The organism is Parabacteroides sp. AM08-6 (assembly GCF_003473295.1).
Classification (GTDB): Bacteria; Bacteroidota; Bacteroidia; order Bacteroidales; family Tannerellaceae; genus Parabacteroides.
Genome location: NZ_QRMP01000002.1, coordinates 35,973 through 59,883 on the forward strand (window position 1 = coordinate 35,973; position 23,911 = coordinate 59,883).

16 protein-coding genes, 2 tRNA genes and 1 pseudogene are annotated in these 23,911 nt (G+C 41.2%); 6 read left to right on the forward strand and 13 right to left on the reverse strand.

The window, feature by feature from the left end; genetic code table 11:
* Positions 1 to 16: 16 nt before the first annotated feature.
* Positions 17 to 397, forward strand: coding sequence for a VOC family protein (locus DW103_RS01910; RefSeq protein ID WP_122273992.1), 381 nt, complete (start codon positions 17 to 19; stop codon positions 395 to 397).
* Between the two features lie 52 nt (positions 398 to 449).
* On the opposite strand, the pseudogene DW103_RS01915 reads toward DW103_RS01910, so the two are convergent.
* Positions 450 to 2,277 (reverse strand): annotated as a pseudogene (locus DW103_RS01915) (glycoside hydrolase family 13 protein).
* Positions 2,278 to 2,464: 187 nt separating this feature from the next.
* Between DW103_RS01915 and DW103_RS01920 the strand changes: the two are divergent.
* From DW103_RS01920 to DW103_RS01935, 4 genes are all read left to right on the forward strand, one after another.
* A complete protein-coding gene (locus tag DW103_RS01920; RefSeq protein WP_122273993.1) occupies positions 2,465 to 3,253 on the forward strand; it encodes a glycoside hydrolase family 16 protein in 789 nt (262 codons plus the stop codon).
* An 88-nt stretch (positions 3,254 to 3,341) separates the two neighbouring features.
* Positions 3,342 to 4,556, forward strand: a complete 1,215-nt coding sequence (locus DW103_RS01925) for an aminotransferase class V-fold PLP-dependent enzyme (RefSeq protein ID WP_122273994.1) — start codon at positions 3,342 to 3,344, stop codon at positions 4,554 to 4,556.
* A gap of 15 nt (positions 4,557 to 4,571) precedes the next feature.
* Positions 4,572 to 4,961, forward strand: coding sequence for a VanZ family protein (locus tag DW103_RS01930; RefSeq protein WP_122274264.1), 390 nt, complete (start codon positions 4,572 to 4,574; stop codon positions 4,959 to 4,961).
* Positions 4,962 to 5,063: 102 nt separating this feature from the next.
* Positions 5,064 to 5,663 (forward strand): ribonuclease HII, encoded by a 600-nt coding sequence (locus tag DW103_RS01935; protein ID WP_122273995.1) that lies wholly within the window; start codon positions 5,064 to 5,066, stop codon positions 5,661 to 5,663.
* On the opposite strand, the gene DW103_RS01940 is transcribed toward DW103_RS01935, so the two are convergent.
* The 12 genes from DW103_RS01940 to DW103_RS01995 all read right to left on the reverse strand — a co-directional run bounded on the left by DW103_RS01940 (position 5,660) and on the right by DW103_RS01995 (position 22,720).
* Positions 5,660 to 6,088, reverse strand: coding sequence for a SufE family protein (locus DW103_RS01940; RefSeq protein ID WP_122273996.1), 429 nt, complete (start codon positions 6,086 to 6,088; stop codon positions 5,660 to 5,662). The two genes, DW103_RS01935 and DW103_RS01940, sit on opposite strands and share 4 nt — an antisense overlap.
* Positions 6,089 to 6,101: 13 nt before the next feature.
* Entirely contained in the window at positions 6,102 to 7,091 is a 990-nt protein-coding gene (locus DW103_RS01945; RefSeq protein WP_122273997.1) for a M28 family peptidase, read from the reverse strand.
* 11 nt (positions 7,092 to 7,102) lie between these two features.
* Complete coding sequence (locus DW103_RS01950; RefSeq protein WP_122273998.1) at positions 7,103 to 8,881, reverse strand: membrane dipeptidase; 1,779 nt, start codon at positions 8,879 to 8,881, stop codon at positions 7,103 to 7,105.
* Positions 8,882 to 8,984: 103 nt separating this feature from the next.
* On the reverse strand, positions 8,985 to 10,940 hold the full coding sequence (gene gyrB, locus DW103_RS01955) for a DNA topoisomerase (ATP-hydrolyzing) subunit B (RefSeq protein ID WP_122273999.1): 1,956 nt from the start codon (positions 10,938 to 10,940) through the stop codon (positions 8,985 to 8,987).
* 208 nt (positions 10,941 to 11,148) lie between these two features.
* Positions 11,149 to 11,220, reverse strand: a tRNA-Glu gene (locus DW103_RS01960).
* Positions 11,221 to 11,283: 63 nt separating this feature from the next.
* A complete protein-coding gene (rpsT, locus tag DW103_RS01965; RefSeq protein ID WP_122274000.1) occupies positions 11,284 to 11,538 on the reverse strand; it encodes a 30S ribosomal protein S20 in 255 nt (84 codons plus the stop codon).
* Between the two features lie 43 nt (positions 11,539 to 11,581).
* Positions 11,582 to 11,653, reverse strand: a tRNA-Glu gene (locus tag DW103_RS01970).
* A 132-nt stretch (positions 11,654 to 11,785) separates the two neighbouring features.
* A complete protein-coding gene (locus DW103_RS01975; protein ID WP_122274001.1) occupies positions 11,786 to 12,181 on the reverse strand; it encodes a DUF2721 domain-containing protein in 396 nt (131 codons plus the stop codon).
* Positions 12,182 to 12,288: 107 nt separating this feature from the next.
* A complete protein-coding gene (locus DW103_RS01980; RefSeq protein ID WP_122274002.1) occupies positions 12,289 to 13,914 on the reverse strand; it encodes a DUF4932 domain-containing protein in 1,626 nt (541 codons plus the stop codon).
* A 139-nt stretch (positions 13,915 to 14,053) separates the two neighbouring features.
* Positions 14,054 to 20,449, reverse strand: coding sequence for a YDG domain-containing protein (locus tag DW103_RS01985; protein ID WP_122274003.1), 6,396 nt, complete (start codon positions 20,447 to 20,449; stop codon positions 14,054 to 14,056).
* A gap of 820 nt (positions 20,450 to 21,269) precedes the next feature.
* Positions 21,270 to 22,097, reverse strand: coding sequence for a nucleotidyl transferase AbiEii/AbiGii toxin family protein (locus DW103_RS01990; protein WP_122274004.1), 828 nt, complete (start codon positions 22,095 to 22,097; stop codon positions 21,270 to 21,272).
* Positions 22,094 to 22,720 (reverse strand): hypothetical protein, encoded by a 627-nt coding sequence (locus DW103_RS01995; RefSeq protein WP_122274005.1) that lies wholly within the window; start codon positions 22,718 to 22,720, stop codon positions 22,094 to 22,096. The genes DW103_RS01990 and DW103_RS01995 overlap by 4 nt, the downstream gene beginning before the upstream one ends.
* 464 nt (positions 22,721 to 23,184) lie before the next feature.
* Here DW103_RS01995 and recO point away from each other — a divergent pair, with 464 nt between their 5' ends.
* A complete protein-coding gene (gene recO, locus DW103_RS02000) occupies positions 23,185 to 23,910 on the forward strand; it encodes a DNA repair protein RecO (protein ID WP_122274006.1) in 726 nt (241 codons plus the stop codon).
* Position 23,911: the final 1 nt, after the last annotated feature.

A 23,911-nucleotide genomic window follows, 5' to 3' on the forward strand; every position in this document is an offset into this window, starting at 1 on the left:
ATAGATAGATACAATCATGCGGTTGATACATATTGCGCTATGGACGAATGACTTGGAGCGTTCCCGGGATTTTTATGTAAAGTATTTCAACGGAAAGAGTAATGACAAATATGTAAATCTGAAGAAAGGATTTAGTTCTTATTTTGTTGTTTTTGAAGGAGGTGCTTCACTTGAAATTATGAAACGTTTGGATATTACAGATGTGAAAACCGGTTCTTATATCGGCTTGGCTCATTTTGCTTTCTCTGTGGGGACAAAAGAGAAAGTGGATGAAATGACAGAAATACTTCGCCGTGATAAGTATCAGATTTTTAGTGAACCTCGTATAACAGGCGATGGCTTTTATGAAGCTGCTTTTATGGACCCGGATGGAAATATTGTGGAAATTGTAGCTTGAAAAAAACAGACATGGGTTTATGTAAGAATCCATGTCTGTTTTTGATACTGAATTATAGTTCCAGAACCAGAATATCTTTAGGTGTCAACTTTAGTTCTTTGTCGAGACTGATAGTTTTGCCTGTAATAATATTCTTACCGCTGACTTTGTCATGTAAAACTTCCGCGTAACGTTCCAACGGCAGATTTACCTCTTTACTGCTGCCGTTCATAAAGATGAGAACACTTTTACCGTTTAGGCTCCGCTCATAAACATATACGCCTTGGTTTATCATGAAATGTTTCATTTTTCCTTTAGCGATGATGTCATTCCCTTTGCGCCATTTCAACAAAGTTTGTATAAAATTCCAAGCTTCATTCTGAATATCGGTACGACCGGATGCCTCGAATTGGTTTACTTCGTCACCGGGCCAACCTCCGGGAACATCCCGGCGAACATAGCCGTCTCCTTTTTTCCTTACTGCCGTTCATCAATAATTCCTGACCGTAATAAAGCTGCGGAATGCCCGGTATGGTCAGCAGGAAGGTAATCGCTTGTTTGAATGCGTCCAGATTAGTCGGCATTTCCGGAAGGAAACGGTCGGTGTCGTGGTTTTCCAGAAAACGTAGCACATGGTAAATATCCGGATAAACATAATCGTAGCACATGTGTTCGAAGATGGTTTGCAAGCCAGCCTCTTTATGGAATGCTTTACCGGCAATACCCATCAGGTTGAAATCCATAACGGATTTTAGTTCAGTATCTTTGCCGAAATTCAACTTACTGCCTTTTTGCCAGTATGCGGAACCAATGGTGTAATTCATCCAAGCTTCACCAACAATATTGTAGTCCGGATATTCATTCATGACTGCCAAGCACCAGTTACGCATCATGTCCATATCGGCATAAGGATAAGTATCTTGGCGGATACCGTCTACTCCGCTATATTCAATCCACCAGATAGAATTTTGTATCAAATATTTTGCAACGTGCGGATTCTTCTGGTTCAAGTCCGGCATAGAAGGGACAAACCAGCCGTTAATCATTGTTTTGCGGTCATAGTCTGAGACATATGGGTCGAAATAGGCCTCTTTGTCGTGATTGGTTTGTACATAGTTATCCAAGTTGTTAAACCAGTCGTGGGAGGGAATCTCCTTCATCCACGGATGGTCGCTGCCACAATGATTGAATATCATGTCCATCACAACACGCATTCCTTTTTGGTGTGCTTTATTGATAAGGCGTACATATTCTTCATTTGTACCGAAACGCGGATCGACGCGGTAATAATCTGTTGTTGCATATCCATGATAGGAACCTCCTTTCATATCATTCTCCAATACAGGATTGAGCCAGATAGCCGTTACCCCCAAATCCTCTATATAATCCAGATGTTGCTCGATACCGGCCAAGTCACCACCATGGCGGGCATTCGGATTATTGCGATCCACTTTGTACGGGGTACGCATCGGTATGTTGTCATTTTCGGGATTCCCGTTAGCGAAACGATCCGGCATTACCAAGTAAAGGACATCGGATGAGTCGAAACCTTTGATAGCTGAAGCATCCGGTTTTCTAACTTTCAGTTCGTAAGGGTAGACAAAACTTTTTCCCTCTTTGGAAAATCTGATGTCGAATGTCCCTGGTTTGGCCCCCGATAAATCTAGATAAATGATTTGATAGTTGGGACTATCCAGGCTGACGGAACTGGTGATACGTACATCCGGATAATCAACCGTCGGTCGGTAAGCGGATATATTTTCGCCATAAACCATTAATTGCAGTTCCGTATTCTTCATGCCGCTCCACCAAAAAGCCGGTTCTACTTTTATGTCTCCGGCTGATAAGAAGCTAGGCGTGAATAGTGCAAGAAGCAGGCTGAGAAATAAATGTCTGTCCATATGGATTGTTATTTAGATTTCTCCAAATATACATCATTATTAAGTATTTTCGGAAAGAAAATGCTGAAAGTTCTCTCTTTATCTTGAAGAAGTGTATATTGTTTTATGCGAAAGTTTATTTTTATCTCCTTAAAAGATGTATATTTGTCCTGTACGAAAGAATTTGTGCCTTAAAAGAAGTAAAATTATGAGAATCGGATTCATTAGTTTATTGTTCGGATTATTGGTATCGATGTTATTTTCCTGTGGAAAACCTGCATATGGATGGCGATTGGTTTGGGAAGAGAATTTTAATCAGAAAAATAGTTTTGATGAGGCATCGTGGAGTAAGATTCCCCGTGGATTTTCAGACTGGAATAATTATATGACAGATTTGGATTCTTGTTTTGCCATGCGAAAGGGGAATTTGATTTTGCGCGGATTAGTCAATCACAGTTTACCTGCGGATACTGCTCCTTATCTTACCGGAGGTGTATATACGAAAGGAAAAGTCGGTTTTTCGGACGGTCGTATTTCTATTCGTGCCAGATTGCATGGTGCGACGGGAGCTTGGCCGGCCATCTGGATGTTGCCGGAAGGGGAAGGGTGGCCGAATGGTGGAGAAATAGATATTATGGAACGATTGAATGATGATACCATCGCTTATCAAACGGTTCATTCTGCTTATACGCATACTTTAGGCATCAGAGATAATCCTAAGCAGGGGAGTACCGGTGTCATCAATAAGGATGAATATAATGTTTACAGTGTCGAGATGTACCGGGATAGTTTGGTCTTTTTTATCAATGACAATCGAACATTTGCTTATCCGCGTATCCGGACTGATAAGGAAGGGCAATTTCCTTTTACAGACAAGCAGTTCTATTTGCTGATAGATATGCAATTGGGTGGAGGTTGGGTCGGCCGTGTGGAACCGAATGATTTGCCTGTCGAGATGGAGGTCGATTGGGTTCGTTTTTATAAGAAAAGGAAATAAGGAAAAGCTTTTTTATTATTTGTAATATAGGAATACCTTATAAACATAGTATCTTTGGCTCTTGTTATAAAAACAAAAAGATACAGTTATGTTAGATGTACAATCTATACGAAAGGACTTTCCGATTCTGGAACATAAGATATACGACAAACCTCTTATTTATTTTGATAATGGAGCGACGACCCAAAAGCCTCGTTGCGTAGTCGAAAAGATAGAAAGTGGCTACTATAATGTAAATGCCAATATTCATCGTGGCGTACATTTTTTGAGCCAGGCGGCTACGGAAGCCCATGAAGAGGCTCGTCGCACGGTGCAACAATTCCTGAATGCCCGTTCATCCAACGAGATAATTTTTACACGTGGAACGACGGAGTCGATTAATCTGATAGCCTCCAGTTTTACGGATGCTTGCATGTCGCCCGGAGATGAGGTGATTGTGTCGGTAATGGAACATCATTCCAACATTGTTCCCTGGCAAATACAAGCCGCCCGCAAAGGAATTACCCTGAAAGTGATACCGATGAATGAAAGGGGGGAACTTTGCCTGGATGATTATCGTAATTTATTTTCTGAACGAACTAGGCTGGTTTCCGTGACACATGTTTCGAATGTGTTGGGAACGGTCAATCCGGTCAAGGAAATGACCGATATTGCCCACGGATATGACGTGCCTGTACTGATAGATGGCGCACAAGCGGTTCCACACCTGAAAGTAGATGTACAGGAGCTGAATGCTGAATTTTATGTTTTTTCCGGTCATAAAGTCTATGGACCGACGGGAATCGGTGTGTTGTATGGAAAAGAGGAATGGTTAGATAAATTACCTCCTTATCAAGGTGGAGGAGAGATGATTGCTACCGTCTCTTTTGAGAAAACGGTTTTCAATGAATTACCTTTTAAGTTTGAAGCAGGTACGCCCGATTATATCGGTAGTACGGCTCTGGCGGAGGCTTTACGCTATGTGAACAGCTTGGGTATGGATAATATCGCTGCATACGAAGAGGAACTATTGCATTATGCAACCACTAAGTTGGAGTCCATTGAAGACATGCGTATTTTTGGGCATGCCGACCATAAAAGTGGGGTACTGTCGTTTTTAGTCGGTAATATTCATCATTATGATATGGGAATGTTGCTCGATCGTCTGGGAATTGCTGTCCGGACCGGACATCATTGTGCTCAACCTTTGATGCAGGCATTAGGCATAGAAGGGACGGTTCGTGCTTCTTTTTCTTTCTATAATACGAAAGAGGAGATTGATGCGTTTGCTGCTGGTATAGAGCGGGTACGGAAAATGTTTTAAATAAGGATGGGAATGATGTTCTATTATCTGAAGAAATATCCGGTTTCACTGGTCATGATGTTGGTCATCATCTATTTGTCATTCTTTAAGCCTCCAACGATTGAAGTCGGCAGGATACCGGGGTTTGATAAGATTATACACTTTTGTATGTATGGTGGTCTGTCGGGAATGTTGTGGCTCGAGTTTCTATTGAACCACCGCCGTTACGATAATGTATTGTGGCATGCTTGGATTGGTGCTGTTGTTTGTCCGATTGTCATGAGCGGTATTATCGAGTTGTTGCAGGAATATTGTACTACATACCGGGGAGGAGACTGGCTGGACTTTGCAGCCAATACTTTTGGTGTAGCAGTAGCAACACTGATTGCCTATTTCATCATCCGGCCCCGAATAATGAAGAAATAATGATTCTTTGAGACTTTTGTGAAAAAAGAACGTTACATTTGTTATGGGATTGCAGACAAATCCCTGAAAGATTAAAGGATTCAGTTACTAAAGCAGATTAATATGTTACTCCCCTATCTACAAGCAAATCGTATAGAAGCCGGTTGTGATGAGGCAGGAAGAGGCTGTCTTGCAGGTTCGGTATTTGCCGCAGCCGTTATTTTACCTTCTGATTTTTATAATGAGGATTTGAATGACAGTAAACAATTGAGTGAAAAGAAGCGCTATGCTTTACGTCCTGTTATTGAAAAAGAAGCTCTGGCATGGGCTGTCGGCATTGTGACTCCGGAAGAGATTGATAAAATAAATATATTGAAAGCCTCTTTCCTTGCTATGCACCGGGCTATCGAACAGCTGAAAGTAAAACCGGAACATTTGTTGATAGATGGTAATCGTTTTACCCCATATCCGGGTATTTCTCACACTACAATAGTGAAAGGAGACGGTAAATATTTAAGTATTGCAGCTGCTTCTATTCTGGCAAAAACTTATCGGGATGATTATATGAACCTTTTGGCTGAAGAATATCCGGCTTATCATTGGAAAGAAAATAAAGGTTATCCCACCAAAGCCCATCGTGAAGCCATCCGGGCCTGTGGAATAACTCCTTATCATCGTAAAACGTTTACTTTATTGCCGAAACAACTGGAATTATCGTTTTAGGCTTCCATCTCTTTTGTCCTGAAAGCCAGAGCATACATACGCATTTGCTTGACCATTGCTACCAATCCGTTTGAACGAGTGGGGGAAAGATGTTCCTTCAGGCCTATTTTTTCGATGAAGTATAAATCTGTATCCAGGATTTCTTGCGGAGTATGGTCGGAAAGGATACTAATAAGAAGAGAGACGATTCCTTTAACGATAACTGCATCGCTTTCGCCTTTGAATAGAAGTTTACCGTTTTCGTAATCAGCTTGTAACCATACGCGGCTTTGGCAACCCTCAATCAGATTACTTTCTGTTTTATACTTTTCATCCAAAGGAGGAAGTGAATTACCCAGGTCAATGAGCAATGCATACTTATCCATCCAGTCATCGAAGGCTGAAAATTCCTCGATGATATTGTCTTGAAGTTCATTAATTGTCATTGTTATTTATCTTTTATCTATTATATACAACTTCCAATACTGTTTGACCGACAGCTTTCAGAGTTTCCCGGCTGATATTGTCCATATTGTCGTTTTGGGTATGCCAGTGGTCTCCAAAACCATTTTCGTCATAATTTATAATATCCAGGCAAGGAATTCCGAGACCTTTGATGACAAATTCATGGTCGTCGGTAACTCCACCTCCGTTTGCGTTGATGAAGTATTTACCATAACCCAGATTGCGTGCAGTTTCCCATATTTCGTCTACATAGCGTGCGGCATAACGCATGGATGTGAATTCTTTATAAAAAACAGCGTTCTTGGCACCTACCATGTCGAGTAAAATACCGAATTCCGCCCTGTAGTTCGGGATATGCGGGTTCTTTGCCCAGAATTGCGTTCCCAGACACCAGCTTTCGCTTGTGTCATTATATTTATCTCTTGCAAATCCCGGAACACCGTAATCTTCAGCATCGAAGAAAATTATATCGATACCGATTCCCGGATTCTTTAAATTAATCTGGCGGGCTATTTCCAATAAGGCACCGACACCGCTAGCTCCATCGTCGGCTCCATCAATTGGCTTTTTATAATTATCGGGGTTCGGATCTTCATCTGAGTAAGGGCGAGTGTCCCAATGAGCAAAAAGCAGGATGCGTTTCTTGTTGTCCGGATTATATGAACCGATAATATTACGAGCTTCCAACTTTGTGCCATCATAGGCTGTGAGTGTAGCCTCTTGCTGGTACACTTTAGCTCCGAAACGGGTCAATTCGGAGGCCAGATAATCACCGCAGTTTTTGTGGCTTTCCGTGTTGGGTACACGAGGTCCGAAAGCTACCTGGCGGGCAACATACGTATAAGCGCTATCGGCATCGAAAACCGGTGTGTTAACCGGAGTTTTTTTTACTTCTGTAACAGTTATATCTTTTGTCTCACTCGAGCTTTTTGCCCCACAAGAAAACAAGATAATGCTTAGTGCGAGATAAATTAGTTTTGTCATGATCCTATCGTTTACTTGTTTATTGTAGCAGTATTCTGTACGGTTGCCAGGACACGCAACAGATTTCCGCCCCATATTTTTGCTATATCGTTTTCGGTGTATCCCTCTTTCAGCAGTCTGACCGTAATGTTTATCAGTTCGTTACTGGCCCGGCAACCAATCAATTCACCGTCACCGTCGAAATCGGAACCTATGCCGACATGATTGATACCCACCAGCTCTACGATATGGTTGATATGCCGGATGGCATCACTCAAAGATGCTTTTTCCGCCTCCTCATTGATAAATCCTTTGTACAGGCAAATTTGTATCACACCACCTTTCGCAGCCAGAGCCTTCAGTTGTTCGTCGGTCAGGTTGCGCGGATGATTACAGAGAGCACGCGCGGAGGAATGGGAGGCTATGATTGGTTGTTTACTGATTTCCAGCGCATCATAGAATGTACTTTCGGCAGCATGCGAAATATCAACCATGATACCCAACTCATTCATTTTGCGGACAACCTCTTTCCCGAAGGGACTCAATCCGTTCCATTCGCCTTTACCTCTTGCCGAGTCGCAGATATCATTATCTCCGTTGTGGCAAAGAGTGATATAAGTAACTCCCATTTCTTTGAAACGGGCAATATTGTTCAAATCTTTACCGAGTGCATATCCGTTTTCTACACCCAGCATGATGGCCTTTTTCCCGGCAGCCTTCAGGACATGCACTTCTTGAGGCGTATAAGCAATACACATGCGCGAACGGTTCAACTCCTTTTGCCGATGGATTTCCTGTAAACGGTTCATGGCAAAATCGGTTGCTTTCTGCAAGGAAATATCATCTCTGGGGCCTTGTGGAATATAAGCAACCATAATGGCTGCATCTATCAATCCCTCTTCCATAAAAGGAAGATTTACTTTTCCGCCTTCTTTCTTTCCGATATTAAATTCACCGGGGAAAATCATGGGTGTATCCGTATGGGAATCAAGTGTGACGTTACGGTGATGGATACGTTTTGCTTCTTTAAACAGGCGTGAAGCTTCTACTTGATACTGAAACAATTTCAGCATTTGTTCATCGTCGTTCGAAGCCATTGCTTCGGGATGCCATTGTATGCTGAATATCTCTTTTTCAGGATGTTCCATCGCCTCATTAATACCATCGGAGGCTATTGCCGAAGTTATAAATTCGGGGGCAGTTTCTTTAACAGCCTGATGGTGGAAGGAATTAACCCATATCGTGTCTTCTTTTTCCAGTATGGAATAGAGCTTGGATGCCTTATCGGTTATCCGGACACTGTGCGAGACCTGTTCGCGAGGCATTGTTTGACTGTGTTTCAGTATTTTATCTTCGTTTTGGGAATAAATGTCTTGGAATAAATCACCTCCGAATGCTACATTCAATATTTGATGCCCGCGGCATATTCCCATAATCGGTAGTTGCCGGTTTGCAGCCAGACGGAGTAAAAGTAAATCAAATTCATCGCGATAAGTATCCACATCCTGCAATCCGGGGATAGGTTCTTCTTCCAGATAGAGTGGGTTAATATCGGCACCTCCGCTCATTACAAGTCCGTCAAGCCCGTTTACTATTGCAGTCAATGCTTCAATATCCGTAATGACAGGAATTAATACAGGAGCACCTCCGGCTTTTAATACCGCTTGTACATAAGTCTCAGCTATACAGGAAAGCCCGTCTTTCCGGTTTGCAGATATTCCTATTCGGGGAGGTTGTAAACTTTCTTTTGGTTGTATATAACTATCAACTTCTCTGAACAGGGCCTCTAAACTCGGATGGCGGACTTTCATACGGATTATGAATTTTGAATTATGAATTTTAGGTAGAAGCGAAGAATTGTGAATTTTCAATTATGTGTAACGGGATAATTCAAAATCCACAATTCATAATTCTTTATGCATCAATATTGGCATACGTTGCATTCTCTTCGATGAACTCACGGCGCGGACCAACGTCTTCTCCCATCAACATCGCGAAAATCTGGTCGGCTTCGGCTGCACTGTCAATCGTGATTTGTTTCAATGTACGGTTTTCCGGATTCATTGTTGTATCCCACAATTGATGGTCGTTCATTTCTCCCAAACCTTTGTAGCGTTGGGTATGAATCTGATTCTCATTACCGCCACCATATTTATCGATGAATGCCTGACGTTGTTGGTCTGTCCAGCAGTATTCTTCAATTTTACCTTTCTTGCAAAGATAAAGCGGAGGAGTGGCCAAATACACATATCCGTTTTCAATCAATGCACGCATACGGCGGAAGAAGAATGTCAGAATCAGTGTGGCAATGTGGCTTCCGTCCACATCGGCATCGGTCATGATGATTACCTTGTGATAACGTAGTTTGCTTAAGTTCAGTTCCTTCGGGTCCTCTTCAGTTCCGATGGTCACACCCATTGCACGGAAAATATTTTGAATTTCTTCACTTTCGAAAATCTTATGGTCCATTGCTTTCTCTACGTTCAGGATTTTACCGCGCAACGGCAGGATAGCCTGAAAATTACGATCACGGCCCTGTTTTGCCGTACCGCCTGCAGAGTCCCCTTCGACTAAGAACAACTCGCAGAGAGCAGCATCTTTCGAAGAACAGTCAGCCAACTTGCCGGGCAAGCCGCCACCGGTCATCGGTGATTTGCGCTGTACTAATTCGCGTGCTTTCCGGGCAGCTTGGCGTGCCTGGGCAGCCAGGACGACTTTGTCCACTATCGTTTTTGCTTCCTTCGGATGTTCTTCCAGATAATAACCGAGCGCTTCGCCGATAGCTTGGTCGACAGCACCGGTCACTTCGTTGTTTCCCAGTTTAGTCTTTGTCTGTCCTTCAAACTGTGGCTCCTGTACTTTAATGGAAATAACAGCAGTCAGACCTTCCCGGAAGTCGTCTCCCTGAATTTCAACTTTTGCCTTTTCCAGCAATTTGGAGTCTTCGGCATATTTCTTCAATGTGCGTGTCAGACCTCGGCGGAACCCGGACAGGTGCGTACCGCCTTCTATCGTGTTGATATCGTTTACGTATGAGAATACACTTTCGTTGAATGAGGTGTTGTAAGTCATGGCTACTTCAACCGGAATGCCTTGCTTTTCCGTTACGATATGGATTACGTCGGGAATTAAAGATTCTTTTGAGCGGTCTACGTAGCGGACGAATTCTTTCAATCCTTCTTCAGAATGAAAAACTTCTCCTTTAAAAGTACCGTCCTCTTTTACGACGCGTTTGTCGGTCAGTCTGAGGGTGATACCGGCATTCAGGAAGGCAAGCTCCCGAAGGCGGCTTGCCAGAATGTCATATTTGTATTCGGTTACGGAAAAGATACTACCATCCGGTTTGAACATGATAGTTGTACCGGTAGTATCGCTTTCGCCGATAACTTTTATCGGATGGAGCGGCTTGCCACAAGAGAAATCCTGCATGTGGATTTTACCGTCGCGACGAACTTCCGCTTTCAAATAAGTTGAAAGTGCATTTACACAGGATACACCTACACCGTGCAAACCTCCGGATACTTTGTAAGAATCTTTGTCGAACTTACCACCGGCATGAAGAACCGTCAGCACGACTTCAAGGGCTGATACACCTTCTTTCTCATGAATATCGACGGGAATACCACGACCATCATCCGTGACCGATATGGAATTATCTTCGTTTATTACTACGTCAATTTGGGTACAAAAACCGGCTAATGCTTCGTCAATAGAGTTGTCAACAACTTCGTATACTAAGTGGTGGAGACCTTTTTCGCTGGTATCGCCAATATACATGGACGGTCTTTTTCGCACTGCCTCTAACCCTTCAAGTACCTGAATACTATCCGCAGAGTACTCTGTAGAAGTATTCTTAATTTCTTCACTCATGAGTCTTTATCGTTTAAAATCAGTAATTATCTGTCTGTCTAAAAAAGCTAACAAATGTAATGAAAATAATTGACTTAGGTGGTATAGATAGTGTGAAAATAGACAAATTTAGTAGAGAAAAAGACGGTTTTCCTGTCTGGGGTTGAAATGTACGGATACAACAAAAGAGGCAAAGTAAAAAACACCTTGTCTCTTTTCCTTTTTTGCGTAGCCCGTGGGGGAATCGAACCCCCCTTTCAAGAATGAAAATCTTGCGTCCTAACCGATAGACGAACGGGCCGCAGGGCTTTAAAAAAGCCGGGCTTATTGAGTCCGGCCTTTATACTATATAAAGTATAGAACCTTATGCGAGTCCGTTAACGTGCTTGGCCAGTTTGGATTTCAGATTGCCAGCCTTATTCTTGTGAATAATGTTTTTCTTAGCAAGCTTATCCAACATAGAGCATACCTTCGGGTATAGAGCCTGAGCTTCGTTCTTGTCTTCAGTAGCGCGCAAAACTCTCATTGCGTTTCTAGCAGTCTTTGCATAATATCTGTTATGCAGACGTCTTGCGTCGGTCTGTCTGATTCTCTTAATTGATGACTTGTGATTTGCCATTTCTTAGCTATTCTCTTTATTGATTTTTTAATCCTGTTTATTGTAGCCCGTGGGGGAATCGAACCCCCCTTTCAAGAATGAAAATCTTGCGTCCTAACCGATAGACGAACGGGCCATCTTGTCAAAGTCCTCACTTTGAGCGCTCTGGAAATATGGCTTTCCCGATTGCGAGTGCAAAGATAGACCTTCTTGGTGAACTACCAAAACATTTAGAAGGAAAATTTAATAGAATGTATCGTTTTAACTTCTATTTAGAACCCATGTCCTGTAGGTGTATCTCCAGTGCTTTGACGGAAATATTTATTTCCCAAATACATACGCAAAGAGATGCCGCAAGTAGCAAAAGTCCTATTCCGAATATCCAGGCGGCTATTATCTGCCACGAGATATAAATGAAGAACATGGATACTACGCAAAAAAGCAAGCTGAGCAACCCCAGGATTTGCATGGAACGAGTCAGATATAATCGTTTCCGCAGATTGTTTATTTGCGCCATCTCTTTCGGATTATGTGTTTGTTGGTGTTTCTCCTTTAATGTACGTACGAGGCTTGCATACGATATGAAGCGGTTTGTATAAGCCAGCAATATCAGTGAAACGGCTGAGAAAAGCAGTGACGGGGTAGTAAGTGTAAGTTCTTGCATAAATCTTATTTTATTGATTTGGAAAGTTTGTTATTATATATAACAATGTAAAGGAGGATATGTTCACCTGCTATGTAAGGAGAAAATATTTCTACTTCCCATTCTTGTTAAAATTCCCATTTATACTGTTTTTTATAAAACCCTTTTTTTATAATCCGGTTTTTACTGTCGGATAGGACGTAATCTTCTGGACCATGAAAAACATTGTTTATGTCTGGAATGTCTTTGTTGTTTGTTGCTGTATAGATGAGCATTCCCAATGCGTTATTTTGCGGGTTGGGCAAACAGGTTATAAATTTCAGACCGACTCCGGTGTATTCTCGGTCTGTTATGATTGTTTGTCCTTTTATCTGAAAGGGTAAGTGTGTTTTTTGTTTTTCCAGAAAAAGATTACTTGGAACGGTTCCATATATAATTAGTCCGTATTGGGATAAATCCATTTTTAGTGCAGTCGTATCTGGGATTAGTATGCCTTCCTTGAAAAACAGTTGATGGATTTTCTCTGTATATTCTTTTATTTTGTTCAGAGATTCTTTCTCCGAATGGTTAGTAGGATAGATGATTGCTGTTTTTTTAGCTTGTATGACCTGATTGATAGGGCCTGAAAAAAAGTCGTCTTTTGTGATTGAAGTAGGACTGTTTGCCGGAATAGTTTCAAAAATAGTAAGAAGCTCAGGCAGAAAATCTAAGAAGGTTGCATGCTTGAATTTCTCCAGAGTCTCGTATTGTTTTAATTTTTCAATGATTGGCTTGATATAAATGAAATGATTCTTTAGTTCATTGTTTAAAATTTCTTCGGCTTTTGCCCGACCGATGTGTATTTCTGTAAGTCGGATGTTGATTGCTCGGATAATATGCTCATTCACACATGTTTGCCAGTTTGTATAGGCTTGCTTGGACATTTCGTCTTTGATAGGATTAAATAGTATGGCACTCTTTTCTATCATGCGAGTATATTTTTGGGTTTCCGGATTTATAAACGAATGGCAGAACTCGTGCCAAAGATAGACTTGAAAATCTTCCTTTTTCAAATAGGGTATTTCGTTGCTCTGTCCCCAGTTTAGTGGAACACAAGCGTAAAAATCTGTTGTCCCGTCTTCTCTTGATAAAGAAGGACCATATCCTCCTATTGCAAGAGGCGAAATGATGATATTATAAGAATTGTTCGATAGTTTGAGATATCTTTCTAATGTTGTGATATAATCTATATCAGATAATTCTGGAATGCAGGCGTCGATTATCTGATGATAAAATGCTTTATTGTGTTTCCAAAATTTATCGAAATCTGTTTTTGTAGCAAATTGATGGAGGGCCTTTTGGTAATTATTTAAATTGGTATAACCTTCTGCCCTGTTTATTGAGTTTTCAGAGTATGCTAAAGAGCGTTTGCACTCATTCGGTTGGGTGAGGTGTAATACAAATTCGATAGGAGCATCGTATGAAAATCCTATTTTACTCAGTTTGTTGGTCAATAATACGGCGTCTGAGTTCTTAAAAGCTTGGAAGTGTGTTTGAATGGTGTTATAATAAGGATTGTCTCTTTGAATTCTTGGATAAAAGGAAAGACTTTGAATCACGCTTAATAGTTCAACCCTGGGATCGATGGATAGATTTAATTTCCCGATTTGTTTCTGAACAGGGGTGAGGGGTAAGGAATCGAAATAAATTTTATATCCCCCAATTGTGATTATTAGAATCAGAAGTAAGCTTGTTTTTTTATATAGTTGTTTCATTTATCAGTCATAATTTTGTGCAAGATAGTGAAAAAAGCATTTCCCTATTGTCTTTTCCTGAAAATATAAAAGGGGCATCCTCACGGACACCCCTTTCTTCTTGACTTACTATTCTTGAATTAATTATTTAAGAATAGGATTAAAATATACCGACTTTAATTGTTATTGATTTATTGGCGCTTATCAGTTTCACAACGTAAACGCCTGGGGTAGCCGGTATTTGTTTTTGACCGCTTATGCGGTTGTTGTATATAACTTTACCAGACATGCTTGCTACAACAGCCTGCATTTCAGCCATCGGTTCGATATAGATGTATCCTTCTTTCGCATACACCCGTGAATCAGCCAATGCTTCTTCAATGCCTGTAGGAGCTTCCACGCTCACTTTACAAGTGGCAGTGAAGTTCGGATTATCGTTTGAAGTGGCTGTGATTGTAGCTTTGCCTGCTTTCAGGGCAGTCACTTTACCCTCGGCATCCACGCTTGCGATTGTCGGGTCGCTGCTGCTCCAACTTACACTCGTGTCGTCGGCATTTGTCGGAGTAACGGTAGCCACGAGCGTGAATGATTCGCCGACAGCCAGTGTCTTAGCCGTTACATCCAGGGTAATGCCTGTTACGTCAACTGACGGATTAACAACAGGAGGAACACTGCTGCTCTTGCCTATCTGTTGGTTACCATCGAACAGGATAGTGAAGTTATCGTTGGCATCGGCACTGATAAAGAAGGCATTGTTACCGTTGGCTTTTACCTGGATAGCATTTTTGATAGTAGCTACGGCAGATGCGTTTGTAATATCAGCACCTGTTTCCTTCACCTTCAGCGTGATGTTGTTTTTCACGTTGGATACGCTGCTTCCTTCCGTAGGCAGTGTAGCAATGATGTTTGACTTCAGGATGGAACCGGTAGTAACAGTACCACCACTATTCGTTGCCACTGAAGATTTCAACTCATAGTTCTTGTGATTAACTGTTACGCTTTTCAGAGCAGCACCAACATTGGCATCATTAAATGTAACTGTTGCCGGAACGATATCACCATTTACCAAGTCGGTTGTAGCGTAATCAGTCAGAGTTGCTGTAGGCAGACCATCGTAATATTTGCTTACGCTGGTAATATTCAGGTCTTTCTTTTCAATCTTACCGCTCAGGGCGACTTGCAGGTCGTAATTGTTCGCTTCGCTACCGGTCAGGATTATTGCCTGTGACGGATTAACTTTTATGCCTTCGGCTGCATCTTTTGAAGCATAGTTGAAAGAAACTCCTGAAATATCGAGAGCAACGTCCACATCTTTCATCTTTTCATCTAATGCTATCGTTCCGGATGCTTGAGTCGTACCGTCATAGGTCTTGTCCATATTGGCAACCGTTACTTCCAACTTTTGAGCATCTACTTTATATTTGATAACGTGTGCCTCTGCACTTCCTTTCATCGCTACGATAGCAGCGTCTCCGGTACCGGTGATAGTAACCATACCATCCTTATCAACAAGCAGGATGTCAGTATTACTGGATAGATAGGCGGTAGCAGTATTATGTTTAGCCTCGAATGTTGCGTTTCCGAATGTTTTGAGATTCGAATCTTCGCTATCCCAAATCAAATTGGAAGCGGCTTTTGTCACTAAACGAGATTTTGCAGCGCTTGAAGTTGTAGAGGGGTCAGTGATTGTAATCTTATTAACACTACGGCCAATAGAATTACCTTTATTATCGGTAATGACAGCAGAACCATCGGCTACTGTTACTGTCAAATCTTTTTCAGCATAACCTGCTGCATCCACCAACATAGCATTTAGGTTACTACCACTACCGTATACAACAGCAGCCGGAGTTCCCAGGGAAACTGTCAGTTTACCGTTCTGTGCCTCCAGGGCATAGTTCGGGCAGAGTGCCGGATTTACAGTCAATTCCAATGTTTCACCGTTTTCCTTCACATCGAATGTCCCGCTATAAACAGAGGTCAAAGTTTCGCCTTTGAACAACTCACCCTTGACAACACTGAAAGAATATTTCGTGTAACGGTCGTTCCACATGCGGTTTACATCATCAACCTTCACTGTCAGCGGAGCTTTCGTGATAGTACCTTTTACATCTTCCTTAGCTGGCTGTATCAGGGCATAGTTGTCAGCATCCAAACTGTCCAATGTCAGTGTCGGGCATGATACCAGAGATGTACCTACGTTCTTGTTTGCGAAAGCAAAATCCGTAATCTTCGGTGCTTTTACAGAAACTTTTGCACCGCTCTCGATGCCCTTCAATGTAAATGAAGGCAAAGCGGTAATGGCAGTTGTTCCGTCATAAGTCTTTGTTATTGCACCGACCTCAACAGTAATCGGTTTCGGAGTGATTTCAATCGTTTTTGTTGCAGTTGCAGCAGAAATCGTTTCATTTCCGGCCTGTTTGGCAACGATGGTTACCGTACCTACCTTCTTGGCAGTCAGTACACCATCAGAAAGCGATGCATAATCACTACCATCTGTTATTTGATATGTATATGCAGCATCTGCAATCGGTGAACCTGTTGCGGAAAGTTGCATTGTCTGTCCGTAAGTCAATGTCGGCAGTACGGAAGGAGCAAAAGCAATGTTCTGCGGTGTCAAACCGTCGATAGCTACTGTAATAGGAGCACTTGCATCGCTGGTCAGTGCAGCGGAACCGGTAACGGTTGCTATTGCAGTAAAGTTGTAGGTCTGTTCACTAGCTTGAACTGTTGCGATTGCGGAATAAGTACCATCCGTATTCTTGGTAGCAGTCAACTCTCCGATATTGGGATAACCTGTAATTGTAACAGCTTCTGTTACAGCTTCTGCATTCTTGGCACCACCCAAATCTGTAATCTGAGCAGTAACCGTGATGTCACGTTGCTGACCGTTAACAGCTACTTTAGTGCTTACCATCTTGACTGTCGGTTTAACAGCTTTGACTGTCAAAGTTCCCTTTGTATATGTAATCGCATAATTCGGATTACTCAGACCGTAAGGAATAATATCATAAGTTCCTTCCGGAGAAGTCGCTGTTGCTGCACAATCGAATTTCAAGCTTCCATCGAGTACATCGCCTGAAACCAAGGAAGAAGCATAATCGGTTACAGAGAATGCTTTTTCTTCACCGTAGTTGCGGCTTACCGCCTGGGCAGCAATCGTGATTGCTTTCGGATCAACCTTTGCTGTTACGAATGTAATCGGAGCCAGTTCATAGTAATCTTTTGAAGTTCCTGCCAATTCAGCTGTTACAATTACCTGCTTGTCACCAGCATTTGCATCGGCCAGTTTTCCTTGAAGATTGTTTAATGATAAGTCGGTCTGTTCACTAACTGTTCCTTCAAATTCAAGAGCACTTGCAGCGACAGAAATAGTGGTATTTCCGTCATAATTTTTTCCAGTAGCAGTGATACCTTTTGTCAGTTTTATAGTACGCGGTTTTACAGTCAGGTCTTGTGTAGAGCTGGCCTCTGCATTGTCCGTTACTGTCAAGTCAATTGTTACCGTACCCGGTTTCAGAACTGTCAAAGTAGTCTTGCCATCTACTGTTTCGATTTTCACTACATCAGTACTTCCTTCTTTTACAGTAGCAGTAACCCCTTCCATATTGAATGCCAATTCAACCGGCTTGGCTCCATATACAAGAGTTGCAGGAAGATTGGTGATAGCAGCCAGTTGCTGCATGTAAACTTTCGTTGAGTATACGCTATTTTCATACGCCAATGTTAACGCATTCTTGCCTGCTTTCAGCAATTCTTTGGCTGTTTCCTTATTAGTTGCAATGACACCGTCTTTACAAGCAATAGTAATATTTTTGTTTGAAAGGTCTTCTTTGGTTGTTGCAGCATTCATGGCTTCAATAACCGCTGTAGAAGTGGTATCTACCTGAAGAGCGCCACCGGCTGCAATACCTGTAGTCATGATGTCGGAAGCCGGGATAACAAGTGTTCCGAGGTTAGACAGAGTAGCTGCATCTCCACTGGCAACAGTCTCAAAACCATCGTCGAATTTCCAAGTTTTACCCTCTCCGATAGTAAACTTATCTGTTGTCTTATTCTCATCATAAGTAAATTTGGCAATCTTTGCTTTTGCTCCGGTCAAAGTTACATTTGCTGTAGCCAAACCATCACTAATACCAACTACCGGAGTGTTTGCTCCACAATTGATGAAAGTAAATGCTACACTGCCCGGGACACCGTCAATTTTACTATCCGAACCTCCATAATTTTTAGCCCATTTATATGTAGCACCTAAATTAGCATAAATAGATGCCGGGAAAGTACAATCTTTGAATGTCAATGAAACATTTTTAGCAATACCACGGTTTACAGCAGCGATTTCCATATTTGTTCCGGTGAATTTACAGTTTGTAACAGTACCTACCACTTTATCTGAACCACCGTTAGAGCCATTGCCAAATACACCTCCTAATATTGTAGCTCCTGAAATTGAAGCTTCTACATCTTGGGTATATCCTTTTGCACCATCAGTACCACCAATAGCAATATAACCAAATGTACCGCCGGTAATCGTCAGTTTACCTTTCTGAAGTGTATTGGCTGCTTCTTCGAATGTAGGATAATTTTTACCGGCTGTTACACCGCTTTCCTGACCACCGCAGAATACCCATGCACCGGCATCCATTGTTATGTCACTGATTGTAATATCAACACTATTGGATGTAGAATAATACAAACCGCCACCAAATATATTGTGAGCTTCGCCACCTTTTGCAATAATTGTAGTTGTGCCTTTCACGACAGCATTCTTTTTTGTGGCTATTTCGCCATAACCACCTCCGAAGATGTTCATTACCTTACCGCTCAACATTGTAATCTTGGAAGATTCAACAGTCTCATTCTTAGCTCCACCAAAGACTACAAGTTTTTTATCTGCTTCTGTAAATGTCATTTCTTCATCAGTACCATCTACTGTGATTTTGACAGTCTTGTCATCAGTACCTTTCTGGATAGTAATCGGATTACCATTGGCATAAATAAAGGTATAACCGCCCTCCCAGCTTTTATTCGGATAAGTCTCATAATATTCCGTAGTCAAAGCCTTATTTGTCCAATAATACATATCGACTGCATTATTATCACCGCCTTTGCCTTCAATAACTCTCCAGCCTGTTGGCAGGTTTGCAATAACGTCCGTTGTGATATTCTCTTTTTCTCCCCAAATCTGCGCTTTGTTTTCAGTGAAGGAAGATGTTGGGTCGAAGGTAAAGGAAAGGGTTTCAGTAACATCTTTACCTTTATCGATATTCACACCTCCCCAACCATTATTACTTGTTGATAATGTTTTAGCATTTACGGCAGAACCGTTTACAATCAAACCGGCATTTGCGTTATCCGTCAAAGCTACTTTGTCTAAAGTAACATTTGTGGATTTATATACATGCAAACCTGATTTTTTGGAACCTTTGATTGTCAGATTATTTAATGTAACGTCCTTTGTAGACAGGATGGTTACTAAGTTCGCATCCACATTAGTAGTGGTGAGGATAGAACCTTCAGCACCGGTAATTGTAACCGGTCTTCCGATTGATAAGGCAGAAGTTAATGTATAAGCCTTAGCTTCCAACATTACTTTTGTAACAGTAGCAAAACCTACACTGAAAGTAGAGTCGAGCTGTCCGGCTGTGCTGACTGATACGCTTTCATTGCCTTTTGTCCAAACGTATGCTAACCAGCTGTTGTTGGTAGTGTGCATTTTAGCATACTGCAAAGAACGATACCAGCTTTCTCCGGTAGGAGTTACCACTGCATTTGAAATATCTTCAATAGAACTTTGAGGACTTTTAGGCCAAGCCTCAAGGTAAGCATGTCTGTCGAAGAAAGCGATTTGCGGAACATTTTCTTCGCTAATTGTTCCGCTTACCAGTGTAAGCTTCGGCATGTTCGTTGTTTCGCGGGATAATTTGATAGCAAAATTTCCATTTCCGGAAGTTTTCAATCCCGTAGCTGAAGCAATTGTAGAATTCAGGTGGATACCGCCTGCCTCATTATCTGATACGGTAACGTCCTCGAAAGCAACGTTTTTCATATCATACAGATTGAAACCAACAATATTGGTTCCGCCAATAGTCAGGTTCTTAAAAGTGATTTTAGCACCACCATTTCCATGGAGATAGAAAACGTAGGTTTTATCCTGATAATTTTCAATTGCAGCATGTTTATTGGAATTTTCGGTTCCCTGAATTATATTCGTTCCGGAAATCCTTTTACCATTTCCATCAATTGTTAATGTAACATTGGTGGTCAACGTCCCATTCCCAAAAAACATACCTTGGAATTCACCCTCTGGGGCATTACCTCCCATTACATTCAATTCGGAAATATCCAAATCATTATCCAACGTGATTGTGGTAGTTTGCTTGGTATTAGCTTTGTTTAACTCCGCAAATACCGCTTGCAACCCTTTGGCTGTGGTTACCTTGTAATCGTTGCCTTCTTTTGTGTAGCCTTCGTTAGTGCCGCCTTGCGCGTGCAGCCACCCTACACTTGTTATCGTCATAAAGACAGATAACAACATGAGTAATCTTTTCTTCATAATCAAAAAAATTAAATTATTAATAGTAAGTGAATTATGTCCGATACTTTCATTTTTTACCCCAGTTACTTTTTACAATTTATAATCAACAATTCATCAATAAAAGTCAACGAGTGTGTCTTTTCGTATAATGACTAAAATAAACGTTCGTTTTTTTTAGTCATTTTATCGCTGGATGAGGCTTCTGGGGAGTTGATTTGCAAAATGTGGCTTATGCCTTGATAATTAATTAGTTTTTTATTGGAAAAAATTTTGCCATTTAAAAATTAATGTTGATTTTTGTCTCGAAATAATGACTAAAAAAAACGAACGTTTATTTTAGTCATTTTTTTTGTGAACAGATAGAATGAAAATAACCTTTGATTTTTAAAACATTTCTCTTATTTGATATAAATGGCTTACGTTTTTTACGTAAAAGTGCCATTCGCCTTTCTAAATGTATTTTTATAAAATAAATATTTCACGCCTGTTCGGGAAAGGCGGGAAGCTGAAAAATCCGAATGTCCACATTGTTGTATTTTATCCTATCTTTTTATATTATCTCTTGAACCTCTGATGATTATAGGTAGTATGGTTTTATGATAATCTTTATATTCTTTATTTTTTGAGCGTTTATCTCATTACGTTTTCTGAGAGCGAAATAAGCTTTTGGACGTAAAGTCTTCGTTTTTACGAAAAAGCGCGTCCCGGTTTGTTAAAAAACGTTCGTGTGGTTTATCCATAACCGGAAATTGAATCTTAGAAGTATAAAAACTATGCGGACAAAGTTTGATTTACACATCCTGTAGTATGTAGCATATTTTATTCTTGTGGAGAATATTTATTCAAATCTCATCATGTCCACCAATTGAACAAAGTAGTCATTTGACCAGATATCCAACTCTTTGGGATTCTTGACGAAAGGCAATACATCGCTTTTTACTTGATTCATATTTGCCAAAGCCAATTTATCCTTTAGTATAGTCAAGAACGTATCGCGCTCAATCACTTCATTGTTGAACTGAAGGGCACGTTCGGCAAGATGTATAAAGCCGAGCGGTATATTGTGACGGATGTACCATTCAAAATCGTACCAATCACGACCTTTTACCCGATTCTTCCATGCCCGATAAACCAATGCGTGCATCTTTCCAGCAAATAAATCGGGCAGAGTGAAGCAACGGGTCATAAAGGAATGAGGTTGCAACAACAGTTTCTGTTCTGTTCTGAAGTTTAAGGGTGGTTGAATATCAACCTCTATTTTTATTCTAATAGACTTGTCCGTTTGGAAAGATACATCGTAAACGTCTGTATTGTCTTTCAGGAAAGCGGATTCCACTTTGCCAAAATTCTTTTTATCCTTCTTCTTAATCTCCACTTCCCTACCTACGATAGCGAACTCATCGATTATCGGTTGAAAGTACTTTGTGAAGTCAAACTTGTCATCTGGGGCAAGAAGAGAGAAATCCATATCTTCACTAAAACGCTGGAGACCGTGAAAAATTCGCAGACAAGTACCGCCATAGAAAGCTGCCACATCAAAGAAGCCACCATTATATAGCCCGGCAAGTATCACCTGCTGGTTCACTTCAAAAATGGCATTCCGTTTCTGTTGTTCCGTTGACAAATTGTATGCTGTAAGCATATTGTCGTAAATCGCATTCTTCATCTCTTCAGCAATTTTAGTAATGTTCGTATAGAATCAGCTTTCTTACCCACCTCGATATACTCCTCAAGTATTTCGGTGTTCATCTGTTTGAAATCCTCCCACTCCATTCGAATATCCTCTGTCAAATAGACTTCAGCATCCTTCATATAACGAAGGTTTACTTTGGGTGAGTTGGCAATCAAATCACACAATGCCTTTTCGGGAGTTGCCATCACAAAAGCATAATCATCCTTCTGAATACTGGTCAAGCCAATAGAAAACGCCTTTTTCGACATATTGGTATATTCAAATCTTCCTAGCGGCGTATCAAAATCTCTGGAATGCTTCAAGGTCATGGATTGCTTGATGTAGACCTCTTCCGGTATCAATCCATAATAGCGCAAAGCCGATGACATGGATACATACGAAGGTGCATAAAGATGATTGGCTATCAATTCTGTAGATAGCGTCTTGCCCGTAATTTCAGAGCTACATACATAAAGTCCCCTCTTGAGACGAATGATTTGCTTATCTCGCTCAAGCAACCTGATTTTTTGGTTTCCTCTTTTAATGTGAGGGAAAAAGGATTCCAATGCGGAAGCCGTTACAGGTATATTGCCTAATCTCTGTAATGGGTTGTTCATGATGTAAATGTAGCAATTATTTGAACACTAAAACATATTTGATACATTTTTCTATTCAAAATATTGCTATTTTGATAAAACCATATTGCAAAACAAAGGAATTCCAAAAGAAAGCCGACCTTTGTATTCAACAAGCGTTCTGTAACATAAATGCGAAAATTCCCTATCGTTCAATATATTGTATTTGATGATGGATATTTCGTAAAGCAACTAATCCGAAATACATGCGCAGGTAATTGCCTTTCGATAATTATGGTAAGGCCTTTCGACAGTTGTGGTAAGACCTTTTGATAATTGTGGTAAGGCCTTGCGACAATTGTCGAAAGGCAAATTCGAAGGGGAAGAATCGGGCGACTCTTCGCTGTAAAGGTAGATTTGAAAGGGGAAATATGCAACTGTTCAGGGGTGTTTTTTTATCGCTTTTTATTTTATTCGTATCTTTGCTTGTAAATACAGGATGCGTTATGTTGTGTAAGACACGCGGAATAGTGTTGCATGCTATTCCTTATAATGATAAATATTCCATTATATATATGTATACGGAGGCTTTCGGGCGCGTATCCTATCTGGTGGCACGCGGACGGGGCAAGAAGTCGCCGGTGGCGAAAGCACTGTTTATGCCGCTTTCTGTCGTGGAAATGGAAGTGGAACATCTGAACAAACGCGATTTGCATCGTATCCGCGAAACAAAACTTTGCTATCCCCTGACCGACCTGTTCTGCAATCCGTTGAAAAACGTCCTGGCACTTTTCCTTTCCGAAGTTCTTTTCCGGGTGGTGAAGGATACGGAACCGGATGCCCGTCTTTTCGAGTATCTATATGAAGCCATCCGTTTGTTGGAGTTTGCCGATGAAGGTGTTGCCAATTTTCATCTGGTGTTTTTGCTTCGATTGCTGCATTATATGGGTATTTATCCCAATGCGGATTCGTATACGGCAGGCACGTATTTCGATATGCTGAATGGCGTATTTGCGGATTGTATCCCGATGCACCGGCATTATTTAAACCGGGAAGAGAGTGCAATCTTTGCCCGGTTGTTGCGAATCAGTTTTGAAAATATGTCGCTTTACACCTTTTCCCGTCAAGACAGGGTGAAAATTATTAATCGAATCCTGGAATACTACCGCCTTCATCTTCCTGACTTCCCTGAAATAAAGTCGCTTGCCGTGATGCAAGACCTGTTTGATTGAA